At 38.3% G+C, this 14,009-nt stretch carries 11 protein-coding genes; 2 read left to right on the top strand and 9 right to left on the bottom strand.

Going from position 1 to position 14,009, the window contains the following annotated elements:
• Positions 1 to 98 precede the first annotated feature (98 nt).
• The 5 genes from icd to rplK form a co-directional block, all read right to left on the bottom strand.
• Positions 99 to 1,301 (bottom strand): NADP-dependent isocitrate dehydrogenase, encoded by a 1,203-nt coding sequence (gene icd, locus HMPREF2634_RS07975; protein ID WP_171004456.1) that lies wholly within the window; start codon positions 1,299 to 1,301, stop codon positions 99 to 101.
• Entirely contained in the window at positions 1,288 to 2,406 is a 1,119-nt protein-coding gene (locus HMPREF2634_RS07980; protein WP_021001443.1) for a citrate synthase, read from the bottom strand. Before HMPREF2634_RS07980 ends, icd begins: the two co-directional genes overlap by 14 nt.
• Positions 2,403 to 5,072 (bottom strand): aconitate hydratase AcnA, encoded by a 2,670-nt coding sequence (gene acnA, locus HMPREF2634_RS07985; protein WP_021001442.1) that lies wholly within the window; start codon positions 5,070 to 5,072, stop codon positions 2,403 to 2,405. The genes HMPREF2634_RS07980 and acnA overlap by 4 nt, the downstream gene beginning before the upstream one ends.
• 235 nt (positions 5,073 to 5,307) lie before the next feature.
• A complete protein-coding gene (rplA, locus tag HMPREF2634_RS07990) occupies positions 5,308 to 5,997 on the bottom strand; it encodes a 50S ribosomal protein L1 (RefSeq protein WP_003025463.1) in 690 nt (229 codons plus the stop codon).
• Between the two features lie 90 nt (positions 5,998 to 6,087).
• Positions 6,088 to 6,513: a 50S ribosomal protein L11 gene (rplK, locus tag HMPREF2634_RS07995; protein WP_003025466.1), complete on the bottom strand. Its 426-nt coding sequence runs from the start codon at positions 6,511 to 6,513 to the stop codon at positions 6,088 to 6,090.
• Positions 6,514 to 6,675: 162 nt separating this feature from the next.
• Here rplK and HMPREF2634_RS08000 point away from each other — a divergent pair, with 162 nt between their 5' ends.
• Positions 6,676 to 7,029: a DUF3397 family protein gene (locus tag HMPREF2634_RS08000; protein ID WP_003025469.1), complete on the top strand. Its 354-nt coding sequence runs from the start codon at positions 6,676 to 6,678 to the stop codon at positions 7,027 to 7,029.
• 44 nt (positions 7,030 to 7,073) lie between these two features.
• Here the strand turns inward: HMPREF2634_RS08000 and HMPREF2634_RS08005 are convergent, their stop codons facing one another.
• The 4 genes from HMPREF2634_RS08005 to HMPREF2634_RS08020 form a co-directional block, all read right to left on the bottom strand.
• Positions 7,074 to 9,425, bottom strand: a complete 2,352-nt coding sequence (locus tag HMPREF2634_RS08005; RefSeq protein WP_021001440.1) for an HAD-IC family P-type ATPase — start codon at positions 9,423 to 9,425, stop codon at positions 7,074 to 7,076.
• A gap of 197 nt (positions 9,426 to 9,622) precedes the next feature.
• Positions 9,623 to 11,920 (bottom strand): DNA translocase FtsK, encoded by a 2,298-nt coding sequence (locus tag HMPREF2634_RS08010; RefSeq protein ID WP_021001439.1) that lies wholly within the window; start codon positions 11,918 to 11,920, stop codon positions 9,623 to 9,625.
• Between the two features lie 86 nt (positions 11,921 to 12,006).
• Positions 12,007 to 12,216, bottom strand: a complete 210-nt coding sequence (locus tag HMPREF2634_RS08015) for a PspC domain-containing protein (RefSeq protein WP_022525195.1) — start codon at positions 12,214 to 12,216, stop codon at positions 12,007 to 12,009.
• A gap of 108 nt (positions 12,217 to 12,324) precedes the next feature.
• Positions 12,325 to 12,768, bottom strand: a complete 444-nt coding sequence (locus HMPREF2634_RS08020) for a DUF2798 domain-containing protein (protein ID WP_021001437.1) — start codon at positions 12,766 to 12,768, stop codon at positions 12,325 to 12,327.
• A gap of 240 nt (positions 12,769 to 13,008) precedes the next feature.
• Here HMPREF2634_RS08020 and HMPREF2634_RS08025 point away from each other — a divergent pair, with 240 nt between their 5' ends.
• A complete protein-coding gene (locus tag HMPREF2634_RS08025; RefSeq protein WP_021001436.1) occupies positions 13,009 to 13,812 on the top strand; it encodes a peptidylprolyl isomerase in 804 nt (267 codons plus the stop codon).
• Positions 13,813 to 14,009 lie beyond the last annotated feature (197 nt).

The following is a 14,009-nucleotide window of genomic DNA, read 5'->3' on the forward strand; positions in this document are numbered from 1 at the left end:
CAGCTATGGTGTCGTTCATTCATTATGCAACGAATATTGAAATCAGAAACTTTTGTCTCAGCTTCTTTGCCGTTTGTTTCATGTGTGAAAATCAGAACCTAAGCTAAAAAATCTAATAAAACCTGAGTGAAATCACTCGTTGAAAGCGCAGGAACACCTTCTATCTGACTAGCAAAATCATCTGTCATCTTTTGAAGTGCTAACGCTTTTTCAATCGCTTTTATAATAACTTGCGCAGCTTCGGACCATCCAATGTAATCAAACATCATGCAGGCAGACAATAAAAGTGAACAAGGATTTGCTTTATTTTGATCTGCGATATCAGGAGCCGTTCCATGCGTTGCTTCAAAAATAGCATGACCTGTTTCATAATTGATATTAGCTCCAGGAGCAATACCAATGCCGCCGACTTGAGCAGCCAGCGCATCACTAACATAATCTCCATTCAAATTTGTCAAAGCTACTACTTGAAATTTTTCAGGATTTAACAGAATTTGTTGTAAAAAATTATCTGCAATCACATCTGTCACAATCAATTGCCCAGCTGCTAATTCCTTTGCAAACTCCTTCTCGGTAAGCTCATAGCCCCATTTTCTGAAACCACCTTCTGTAAATTTTTGGATATTCCCTTTATGAACCAGAGTTACGTTTTTTACATTGGCAGATAGAGCATAATGAATCGCTGCACGAATCAACCGTTCACTTCCTTGGCGTGAAATTGGTTTAATGCCAATAGCACTCGTCTTCGGAAAACGAATTTTATCAATTCCCATTTCCTTTTGTAAAAATTGTATCACTTTTTGAGCCTCATCAGACTCACCTTCCCATTCAATTCCTGCATAAATATCTTCGGTATTTTCACGGAAAATGGTCATATCCGTCTTTTCAGGATGTCGTAGTGGGCTAGGAACGCCCGCAAAATACCGTACGGGACGTACACAAGCGTAGAGATCTAGTTCTTGACGCAAGGCAACATTTAAAGAACGAATGCCACCACCAACAGGAGTTGTAAGAGGACCTTTAATCGCAACTAAATGATGCTGAATTGTCGTTAAAGTCTCTTCTGGAAACCATTCTCCTGTCAAACGAAAGGCTTTTTCTCCCGCCAATATCTCTTTCCAAAAAATCTTTCTACTGCTTCCATAAGCTATCTCCACCGCTTTATCCAAGACAAGCTGTGCATTTTTCCAAATGTCATGCCCAATTCCATCACCTTCGATATAAGGGATAATGGGATTATTAGGAACGAGCAACTTTTTATTCACAAGACGGATTCTTTCTGCCATTTCATCTCCTCCCAATAGGAATATAATGTAAATTTTGAGCGCCAACATAATGAGAGCGAGGTCTAATCAACTTATTATTTTTGCGTTGCTCTTGAATGTGAGCAATCCAGCCAGACACCCGACTCATTGCAAAAATCAATGTATAGATACTACTGTCAATACCTAAAACATGGTAAACCGTTGCTGAGTAAAAATCTACATTCGGTATCAAATGCTTGGTGTGCTTCATATAACGTTCGATGTCTTCTGAAATCTGGTACCAAATTTCTTTTTCTGTTCCTTTTGTCAATTCCTCTGCCATTTCTCGCAAATATTTTTCACGAGGATCCTGTGTTTTATAAACACGATGACCAAAGCCCATGATTTTTTCATGTGAAGCTAATTTTCGATCCAAATATGCATTCGTATCACCCTCTGCTTTAATTTCCTTTAACATGTCAAAGACGCATTCATTGGCTCCTCCATGAAGTGACCCTTTTAAAGCGCCGATTGCCGCCGTCACACAAGAATAAATATCGGTTAAAGTGGAAGCACAGACCCGCGCTGCAAAAGTGGAAGCATTTAGCTCGTGATCTGCATGAAGAACCAAAGCACGATTGAAAGCTCGAATTTCTAATTCTGATGGTTCCTGCCCATTTAACATATATAAAAAGTTCGCTGCAAATCCTAAATCTTTTCTCGGTTCAATCGGAGTTTGCCCCGATCTCAACCTTGTAAATGTTGCAATAATCGTTGGAATCTTAGCCATCAATTGAATACTTTGTTCATAAGTTGCTTCTAGAGACGTCTCTTCAGCATGGATATTATAGACTCCTAAAAGACTAACTGTAGAACGTAATACACTCATTGGATGCAGATGCTTGCGCGACTGGATGAGAATACATTGTTCCACCGCATCACTAATGACATAGTTGGCACGCAAATCGTTCACAAAATGTTTCAATTCAATCTGAGTTGGCAAATGCAAATTCCAAAGTAGGTAAATAACTTCTTCAAAACTTGCATTATTCTCCATCAATTCGGAAATATTATAGCCTGCATAAGAAAGAGTATCATCTATAATCTGACTGATACGAGTCTCACAGGCAATCGTATCTTTTAAACCATTGCTTTGTGTCATTGTTTTACCTCTTGCAATTTCTTTCTAACCACCATTGGTAAAATTCCCCCATTTTCATAATAACGAATATCCGCGTCTGCATCAAAACGAAGACGTGCTTTAAATCGTGCAATTCGATCGCCTTCTTTTGCAATAACCGTTATGACTTGTCCTACCTGTGGCTCTTTCGGCAATTGAATATCAAACGTTTCTTTTCCAGTTAATCCAAGATTTTGAGCATTTTCGCCGTCCAAATATTGAAGAGGCAGAATGCCCATCATGACTAAATTGGAGCGGTGAATTCTTTCAAAACTTTCAGCTAAAACCACTTTAACACCCAAAAGATTTGCTCCTTTAGCTGCCCAATCACGACTAGAACCCATACCATAATCTCGACCTGCCAAAATAATCGTATCCACTTTTTCTTTCTTATAACACATAGCAGCTTCATAAATCGGCATCAGTTCACCCTTATACTTTGTATAACCACCAAGTTTTCCAGCTGCTAGTTCATTTTTTATCCGAATATTGGCAAAGGTGCCTCTCATCATCACTTCATGATTCCCGCGACGACTACCATAAGAATTAAAGTCTTGATAGCTTACACCATGTTCCTCTAGATATGATGCTGCTGGACTATTTCTAGCAATATTTCCTGCTGGAGAAATATGGTCTGTCGTAATTGTATCTCCAAACTTTGCTAAAACAGCTAGATTTTTCAATGGTTGAATGCTTGTATCATCTTCCAAGCCATCAAAGTAAGGAGGATTTTGTATATAAGTAGAGGCTTGATTCCAGTGATAGATTTTCGACTTTGTTGTTGAAATTTGATTCCATTTTTCACTATCAGTAAAAACATGCTCATACTCTTTTTTAAACAAACTACTGGTAACGTATTTTTGTACATAGTCTGCTACCAAATCATGATTTGGCATAAGATCCATGAAGTAAACAGGTAGCCCATTCCTATCATATCCAAGCGGTTCACTTGTTAAATCAATATTTGTATTCCCAGCTAAAGCATAAGCGACCACCAGTGGCGGACTAGCTAAAAAATTTGCTTTAACCAAAGGATTGATTCGTCCTTCAAAATTCCGATTACCTGATAGGACAGCGCTAGCAAGTAAATCTGTATCCGTAATTGCTTTTGCCACTTCTGGTAACAAATTTCCAGAATTGCCAATGCAAGTGGTGCAGCCATATCCAACAACATTAAAACCTAATTTGTCCAGATAGACTTGGAGACCACTCTCCTTCAAATAGGCCGTAACAACCTTACTGCCTGGTGCAAGTGACGTTTTGACTGTTTTTGAAACACGCAATCCTTTTTCCACAGCACGTTTAGCTACTAAGCCTGCCGCCATTAAGACATATGGGTTGGAGGTATTAGTACAACTAGTAATTGCTGCAATAGCGACATGACCCGTTTTAATCTCTTCTTCATAATCATCAAACAATACCGTCGCTGTCTTCCTCAATTCCTCTCTTGGCAAACCAAAACCTCGAACACCAGCTTCTCGGATAAGACTCGCTTGAAATTCTTGCTTAGCATTTGTCAATTCAATTAAATCCTGTGGCCGTTTGGGACCAGAAATACTTGGAACAATGGTGGACAAATCAATCTCAACAATTTTTGAATAAATTGGATCCACTTTTTCATCATAAAATAAATGATTCTTTTGAGCATAGAGCTTCGTTAACGCAATATGTTCTTCTTTCCGATTTGTTAATCGCATATAACGAAGTGTCTCTTCATCAATAGGAAAGTAACCACAGGTTGCTCCATATTCTGGCGCCATATTTGCAACTGTTGCGCGGTCTGCCAAACTAAGTGTTGCTAGTCCTTCCCCAAAGTATTCTACAAATTTTCCAACTACATTTTCTTGTCGTAATCGTTGCGTTACTTTTAAAGCTAAGTCTGTTGCCGTTGCAATCTTAGGCAATTTCCCAACTAAGCGTACACCAATCACTTCTGGAACTGGAAAATAAGAAGCTTCTCCCAACATAGCAGCTTCTGCTTCAATTCCTCCAACTCCCCAGCCAAGAACCCCTATTCCATTGATCATTGTTGTATGACTGTCTGTTCCAAACATTGAATCTGGATAAAGCATGCCGTCTTTTTCAATAACAACATCACTAAGGAATTCAATATTAACTTGGTGAATAATCCCAGTTGCAGGTGGAACTGCACGATAATTATCAAAAGATTGCTCAGCCCATTTCAAAAATTCATACCGCTCATTATTACGTGAAAATTCTTTTGTTATATTTTCTTCCAAAGCAGTCTCACAGCCATAACAATCAACTTGCACACTATGGTCAATGACTAAATCCACAGGAATTTCAGGATTGATAAGTTCTGGATCTCCCCCATTTGTTACAACTGCATCGCGCATACTTGCCAAGTCAACAACAACTGGTACTCCCGTAAAATCCTGTAAAATAACACGACTTGGTTTAAAGGGCACTTCACCTCTCGGTTTAACAGCTTGATAGTGTATTAGATTCTCTATGTGATGTTTTCTTACAACATCGCCATCTTCTTTTCGCAAAAGACTTTCTAATAATATGCGAATAGAATAAGGAAGATTGTCTAAGTCTCCACCCATATCTAATGCAGCTTTTTCGAGATCAATATAGCTATATTCTCGCTTATCTTGATATAATATAGATTTATATGTTAGCATGAGAAACCTCCCACTAGGAATAATTATTTTATATTATACAATTTTACAAAAATTCATGCAATAGTTTTTATAAAAATATGTAAGAAAATATAACATTACCGGTTTTTGTTTACTATTTCACATATGTATTCGCCAAAAAATCCAAAGCATAAAAAAGCGATGAATTCATCAATCCAACGCTTTTGATTTTAGCAAAAGAAAAACTCCATCCGAAGATAGAGTTTTAGATTCTAAATTAAAGTGAGTTGACATCAACCTTAATACCTACACCTTGAGTAGTGGTGATAGTAAGATTTGTTATGTAAGTTCCTTTTACTGTAGCTGGTTTAGCTTTTGCAATCACATCGTGGAATGCTTTGAAGTTTTCAACCAACTTATCAGCGTCAAATGAAACTTTACCAATGATAGCTTGTACGTTACCTGCACGGTCTGCACGGTAAGTAATTTTACCACCTTTAGACTCTTCAACTGCTTTTGCAACATCCATTGTTACAGTACCAGTTTTAGGGTTTGGCATCAAGTTACGTGGTCCAAGGATACGTCCAAGACGTCCGACAAGTGCCATCATATCAGGTGTAGCAATTACGACATCAAAGTCAAGCCAGCCACCGTTGATTTTTGCAACGAGGTCATCTTCACCAACGAAGTCTGCACCAGCAGCTTTTGCTTCTTCTGCTTTTGCACCACGTGCAAAAACAAGCACACGTTGAGTTTTACCAGTTCCGTTTGGAAGAACCATTGCACCACGGATTTGTTGATCCGCTTTTTTCACATCAATGTTCAAGTTATAAGCAACTTCTACAGTTGCGTCAAATTTTGCAAAGTTTGTTTCTTTTGCAAGTGCTACAGCTTCTTCTACACTGTATGCTTTTGTGCTGTCGATTTTTTCAAGAGCAGCACGAAGTTGTTTGCTTTTTTTAGCCATTTTCTATTCTCCTTGTAAGTGGTTCAATCGATTTTCATCTCCCACGTCCTTCTCGAAATGATGAAGTCTTGCGGGTTTGGGTGTTATTGATTAGTCAACAACAGTGAATCCCATAGAACGAGCAGTACCTTCGATCATACGCATTGCAGACTCAAGGTTTGCAGCGTTCAAATCTGGCATCTTAGTTTCAGCAATTTCTTGTACTTGTGCACGAGTAACTGTTGCAACTTTTGTTTTGTTTGGTGTACCTGATCCTTTTTCAACACCTGCAGCTTTTTTCAAAAGAACAGCAGCTGGTGGTGTCTTTGTTACGAAAGTAAATGATTTGTCTTCATATACTGAGATAACAACTGGGATAATCATACCAGCTTGATCAGCTGTACGAGCGTTGAACTCTTTCGTGAATCCCATGATGTTGATACCGGCTTGACCAAGCGCAGGACCAACTGGTGGAGCTGGAGTAGCTTTACCAGCAGGGATTTGCAATTTTACAAGTTTTTCGACTTTTTTAGCCATTTTTAAATCCTCCTTTGTGGTTTTGGCGGTAATGTAAGATTTTTACCTCCCACAAGTATGCTTCTTGCATACCTTTCTATTATACACTAAAACGACTAAATTGCAAGAAAAAATACTAAAAAAATTCTCTATCTTTCTCGATTTTTGTGGTAAAATATGTGTATGACATTATTAAAAATCGCATCTATTTTATTTATCTTTTTAACTATTATTTTGACCATTATTATTACTAAATTATTTCGCTTGAAACGATTTGGCTTGAATTTTGCAGATTTGGCTTTTCCACTTTTTGTGTTGGAATTCTATGTCATCTCTGATAGAGCTTTCTACCACAGTCTCTTACCAGAATTAGCATTAGCCCTTTCTGCCTTAGCAATTGCCATTACTATCTACTTTCTTCGAGTTAAACGCAGTTTTTACTATCCTAAGTTCTTTAAATTTTTCTGGCGAGCTGGTTTTATTTTGACCTTCTTTCTCTACCTCGCCATGGTGATTGGCTTATTTTTAACAAAATAATAAAAAATATCGGACAGACTCATCTGCTTCCGATATTTTTATATTTAATATTTTGTTGAGAACTTATCAAATAGAGCAAATAACTTATTTGTTATGAATTGAAACAGTCTCATGAGTGATTCTAACATTAAGGAGAGAATGACTGTGAGGATAATGGTAATCGGTGAGATTTTGGATAACAAAAAGATAGAGTAAAATAACAAGCCCGAAATCACCAAGCCGATGATGTTAAAGAGTACGACAATGGTTTTCATTCGATTGAGCGGCTGAATAAGCTTGATGATGATAATGAAACCAACCACTGCTAATAAGATAACAGATGATGTCGCAACTTCTTGCGTGGATAATCGAAAAATCCGACCACAAGCCATGACAATCAAAACGGCCAATAAATCAACAAAAGCTGCTGGTATCGCATTCTGTAAAACCGTTCTGATGAAACGCCCTCGAATGCGCTGCTTGTTGGGCTCCAAAGCTAACATAAATCCGGGTATACCAATAGTGAATGCACTAATCAAGGAAACTTGTGATGCTTGCAAAGGATAGGTAAAAGCAAACAAACTGGACAAAATAGCTAGTGAAATGGAAAAGATATTTTTTACAAGAAATAAACTAGCGGAACGCTGAATGTTATTGACAACCCTACGTCCTTCTGTCACAATATGCGGCATATGCGAAAAGTCAGAATCCAGCAAAACAACTTGTGCAATCTGCTTGGTAGCATCGTTGCCTGACTCCATAGCAATGCTGCAATCTGCAGTCTTCATTGCTAAAATATCATTTACACCGTCACCTGTCATTGCAACTTTATGTTGATTAGCTTGAAGTGCTTGAACTAATTTTTGTTTCTGTTGAGGGGTCACTCGACCAAAGACCGTATATTTTTCAACTGCTTGAGTGATTTTTTCATCAGTATCCAAGTTTTGCGTGTCTACATAATTTTCAGCATGAGGAATCTCTGCTTTGGTAGCCACTGCAGCAACTGTGACAGGATTATCTCCTGAAATAACTTTGACTTCCACACCTTGAACATCAAAATATGAAAAGGTCTCGGCTGCATTTTCTCGAATTGGATTTTCTAATAAGATGAAGAGTAGGGGTTCTACTGTTTGAGTCAAATCACCTGTAAATGGCTGATCTTTTGATTCAGCAAAAACAAGAACCCGTGAGCCACTTTCTGCATATTGTTGAAAATAGCTGCGATATTCTTCCAGCTTTTCTTTTAATACAAACTCCGGAGCACCTAAAATAAAATTGCTTTTTTTGAAAGAAATAGCACCAAACTTGGACTTTGAACTAAACGGAAAGGTTTTCACCACGGTCCAATCCTTTTCTACTACTTCTGAAGCAAAAAAGTCTCGAATCGCTGCAATCGTTTCATTTTCATCTGGACTTGCTGCCAGATATTGTTTAAGAGCTTCCTGCGAGGCATTCTTGTCTTGCTGAACAGAGAGTACTTGTACAACTTTCATCGTATTTTCCGTAATGGTTCCTGTCTTATCTACACACAAAACATCTACACGAGAAAGAGACTCAATCCCCTTCATGCTATTTAACAAAACTTTCTGCCTTGCTAGACTAGCTGCTCCCAAAGCCAGCGCTAGAGTCATCAAAAGATAAAGCCCTTCTGGAATCATCCCAATAATAGCTCCTACCGTAGAGACAATACTAACTTGAAAACTTTCGTGATTGGTCACATAACTTTGGAAAAATAGAAGAAGCCCTAAAGGAATAATCAAAAATCCAATCACTTTAACCAGATTATTGACCGAACGTACCATTTCAGATTCTTCTTTTCCAGAGACTTCTTTTGCTTTCAACGTCAGTTGATTGATATAGGATTCATCACCTACTTTTTCCAAGCGAGCATAGGCTTTACCAGATACGACAAAACTGCCTGACATAACTGTATCACTTATTTGCTTTGCTATTTCATCCGCTTCTCCTGTCAACTGTGATTCATTGACTTTCAATTCACCTGATACAATCTTAGCATCTGCATAGATTTGGTCCCCTGCCGAGAAAAGAACGATATCATCTTGTACTAAATCTTTTGTCTCTAGTTGGATTTCTTTACCGTCTCGCACTGCAATCGCTGTATAGTGATGAAGTAACTGCATGTTGCTCAATATTTTGCGCGCTCTAAGCTCTTGAACAATTCCAATCAAAGAATTGATAATAACAATAGGTAAAAAAAGTAAATTATTCCATGATTGTACAATAACTAGCAACATAGCAAGGACAAAAAATATAAAATTAAAATAAGTAAACACATTCGACTGAATGATTTGCCAAGTTGTTTTTTCCGTGCTAACTGTTACTTTATTGACTAAGCCTTTTTGAATTCGTTCTTCAACCTCTTGTTGGCTAAGCCCTGTGTATATCTGTTCTGACATATAGCCTCCATTCACAAATCATATTAGTATTCTATCAAAAAAGTTATCCTTAGGTCATAGAAAAGTCATAAAACTGGAAAACATGAGATTTTTCATACCTTTTCTACAAAACTTTAAAATAGAACAGCTACAAAAAAATCCCAACAGAAATTTGTTGGGAAAGGATGTTACATTTTTTAAACCACACCTATTTAGTTTTAGTTATTCAATAAAACTTTTCTTGGCTTGGTGCCTTCTGCTGGACCGATGACACCCGCAGCTTCTAGCTCTTCCATGAGCCGAGTTGCACGATTAAACCCGACAGACAATCGACGTTGGAGCATTGAAGCACTCGCTTTTTGCGTCTCGATGACTAAAGCCTTGGCTTCCTCAAAGAGTGGATCTCCTTGTTCACTCTCACTACCTGAATCCATGTCATTCTCAGATACTTCGCCTGGGTCAAAATTATCATCATAATCTGCTTCGGCTTGATTCTTAACAAAAGTGACAATGCGCTCTACATCTTCATCGGAAATAAATGATCCTTGCAGACGGACAGGATGATTTTCATCAATCGGCTTAAAGAGCATATCCCCACGTCCCAAGAGTTTCTCGGCACCATTTTCATCTAGAATCGTTCGGCTATCAGTTCCGCTAGAGACAGCAAAAGCAATCCGCGAAGGAACATTGGCCTTGATGAGCCCAGAGATAACATCAACAGACGGTCGCTGAGTGGCCAAAATCATATGAATACCAGCTGCTCGAGCTTTTTGTCCCAAGCGAATAATGGCATCTTCCACTTCTTTGCTGGCTACCATCATAAGGTCTGCCAACTCATCCACAATGACCACAATCAAGGGAAGAGGAATTTGTTTATATTCTGGTTGACTGGCATTGTACTCGGCTACTTTGGCATTGTAACCTGCAATATTGCGAGCACCGACCTTAGAAAATAGCTCATAGCGATTTTCCATTTCATCTACCACTTTTTGCAAAGCTCGGCTCGCCTTGCGCGGATTAGTCACAACAGGGATCAGCAAGTGAGGAATATCATTATAGACAGACAATTCAACCATTTTTGGATCAACCATCATGAACTTGACTTCATCTGGTCGTGCTTTCATGAGAATACTAGCAATAATGCCGTTGACTGCAACGGATTTTCCAGAACCAGTCGAGCCTGCCACCAGCAAATGAGGCATCTTTGCCAAATCAAATGTCCGAACAGAGCCATTGACAGCTTTTCCTAAAGGAATTTCAAGTAATTTCTTGTCGTCTGTCTTAGACTGCTCCCAAAGCTCACGGAAAGTAACCGTCGCAATCTCGGAATTCGGAACTTCAATTCCGACTAAAGATTTGCCCGGAATAGGTGCCTCAATTCGCACATCTTTGGCAGCCAAAGCCAGAGCTAAATCGTCAGCCAGATTGGAAATGCGATTGACCCGCACTCCGACAGCTGGCTTGACCTCGTACTTAGTCACAGACGGTCCGATTTCAGCACGTTCAACGCTAGCACGAATGCCAAAACTAGCAAATGTTTCTTCCAAAATCTTGATATTTTCGCGGACAATTTTCTTTTCTTTGGATTGATTTTTAGGCTTGTCTGGCGCAAACAAATTGATTGTTGGAAGTTTGTAATCTAAACTTTCTTTGGGGGTGAAATTAACCTCAACATCTTCATCTGTATTATCTTGCTGCTCTTCTTTGTGTTGTTTCTCAGACAAACTCTCATCATAATCATAAATTTCTGGCTCTGCTTCTTCAAACTGAATCGGCGTATGAGCTAAGACCTCATCATCTAAAATTTCTCCCGTTTCAGAATCAATTTGTGGCTCGTCTTGCTCTACCTGAATAGCATTCATCGCTGCTTGCGCAGCTTTTTCTTCTTTTTCGATAAAACGTTGCTGACGCTTTGCTTCTCGCTTCTCACTCCAAGCATGATAGGTTTCACTTAATTTTTCAAAAATATCATAAATCGAATATGGACTGATGAGTAGCGCCCCTAGCAATATTAAAAGAAGCCCGATAAAGTAGGTGCCAATATTTGAAAATAAAAAGGCTATAGGAGTATAGAGTGTCCCTCCTAATAAACCGCCACCAGCAAAAGCACTGACTTTAACAGCTGTCAAATCCGTTAAAATCCGTGACAAGGTTGTACTTAGAACCTGTCCTTTTAAATTTAAAACATTTACAAAATAAGCTTGAAATATGAGTAGCAAGCCAATAAAAATACTGAAAAAGCCTGATTTATAGCCTTCATGCTTATTGACCCACTTAAAAAAGAAAAGATAAATGAGACTGGCTATAATAGCCATATAGGCTAAACTTCCTACTAACAATCGAATAAGGTTATATAGAGTGATTCCAACGGCACCCCATTTTAATGCTGCAAAAAGAAGCAAAAAAGCGATACCGAAAGTTGCGAGCATCCTCCGAATGGCTTTTTGCCGTTCCATTTCTGCTTTTGTAGGTCGTCTCGTTGTCCGACCTTTTTTACTATTTTTCTTACTTGCCATAAATTTTATTATACCACAAATTGAACACTAATCCAATGCAAGAAAAAAGCAGAAGCTCCATGCTTCCACTTTTGAAACAACATTGCTTACTTCCATATCACATCATCATTCCCATCATCTTCTGGCAAGACAAACCACAAAATCAAATAAGGGATTAGACCGATTCCATATACAAAAAATGCTACTCCCCAGATCAGTCGTACAATGGTAGGATCAATGTCAAAATAATTTGCTATACCTGCACAGACACCCGCAATTTTCTTATTTCGCACATCTCTTGTCAATCGTTTAGCCATTCTCTGTCCCTCCTTTATAAATCTATTATAACATAAATTTTTTACCATTAAATAAATATCATAAAGAATTTCCATGAACCAATTGTCAAACGTTCATCGTCAGCAAGATTAAAAAAGTTGCTGTTGCAGTTGACCCAAAATAAAGCGAGAAATTGGTCCAACAATCAGAAAATTCAAGGGAAAAGCTACAATAAAATTGGTCAACCAAGCTCCAAGGTAATTGGTTACTGAAAGCGGCACGCCGTTAAAAAGCATACCATAAAGAGACATCAGTGAAACCATAATCAGAACCATAACGCCTGAAACAACGAGGATCTTCTGCCAAGGTTTATGGCGTTCTGTTAAAAATTTAAAAGCAACTCCCTTCACAACTGGTCCTGCCACAAGAAGGTCTAAGAGAAAAGCGGTAATCAATCCAGGAACATATCCCATTGCTAGATGAGCCCATGAAAAATATCCTACAACGGACAGGTTCCAAATGCTCATTCCAAATACCATCATGCTACACATAAGGGCTGTAAAAAATAATAATTCCTTAAAATTCTTCGGCATAAAAACTCCATTTCTTTGTTGATAAACGCTATTTTAGCACAAAAAATTTTTTCTCGTAAGTGAATTTACAAAACTTTTCATAAGAAAATGTTTTCATACTCAAAACGATTGAGCTATCTTTACATCAAAAAGATAGCCCGATAGTGCCTTTCAGTTAGCAGAGACAACCTCTCAAAAGATTTGAAAAAGGCTTTTACTTATAGTAAAATGTGAATAGTTCAACATTCAGAAAGGAAATCTATGAAAAAATTACTTATTTTAGGACTGGCTGCTGGTTTATTTTTGACAGGTTGTACCAATTTACAAAGAGCTATCAGAGGAAATGACTATGTAGACTCAAGTCTTGCTTCCGAATCCAGCTCAAAAGCAGCTGAAAAACAAAAAGAAGAGCAAAAAGCTGCTTTGACCGATAAAAATGCTCATTTCCCACAGTTGTCTGACAAGGTCGCTGACGATGAAGCGGAAGTGAAAATAACCACAACTGAAGGTATTATCTCCTTGAAGCTCTTTCCAAAATATGCTCCACTTGCAGTTGAAAATTTCTTAACGCACGCTAAAGAAGGTTATTATAACGGCGTAACTTTCCACCGTGTCATTAAGGATTTCATGATTCAAACAGGAGATCCTAAAGGAGACGGAACTGGTGGTGAGTCCATTTGGAAAGGCAAAAACTCTAAGATCGACTCTGGAAGTGGCTTTAAAACAGAGATTTCGTCTTATCTCTACAATATCCGTGGTGCATTAGCCATGGCTCGTTCTTCCAATCCAAATTCCAACGGTAGTCAATTTTTCATCAACCAAAACACCAAGGACAGTTCTAATCAACTCTCTAACACAACTTATCCTGAAAAAATTATTGAAGCCTATAAAAAAGGCGGAAATCCAAGTTTAGACGGGAATTATACTGTCTTTGGGCAAGTCGTTTCTGGCATGGATGTCGTGGATAAAATCGCTACGATTGAGACAGGCGAAAACGACAAACCCAAAAAAGAAATCAAAATCGAGAAAATTGAAGTCATTAAGGACTATACATTTAAGAAATAATCACAAAACGGAGTCTGGAACAAAATATCCCAGACTCGTTTACTTTCTAGAATAAAACTCAATACGTAGTAGTTGAGAGGTCTCCTATGCGCTGATACTATCAGCTTTTGCAGCCCTACTCAACCTTGCGGGGGTGGGACGACAAAATCGATTTCTTACGAAATCCTGATTTTTTGTCCTACACCTCGTTTTCTTTA

Origin of the sequence: Streptococcus sp. HMSC034B03 (genome assembly GCF_001838575.1) — a bacterium.
In the GTDB taxonomy this organism is placed as follows: Bacteria; Bacillota; Bacilli; order Lactobacillales; family Streptococcaceae; genus Streptococcus; species Streptococcus anginosus.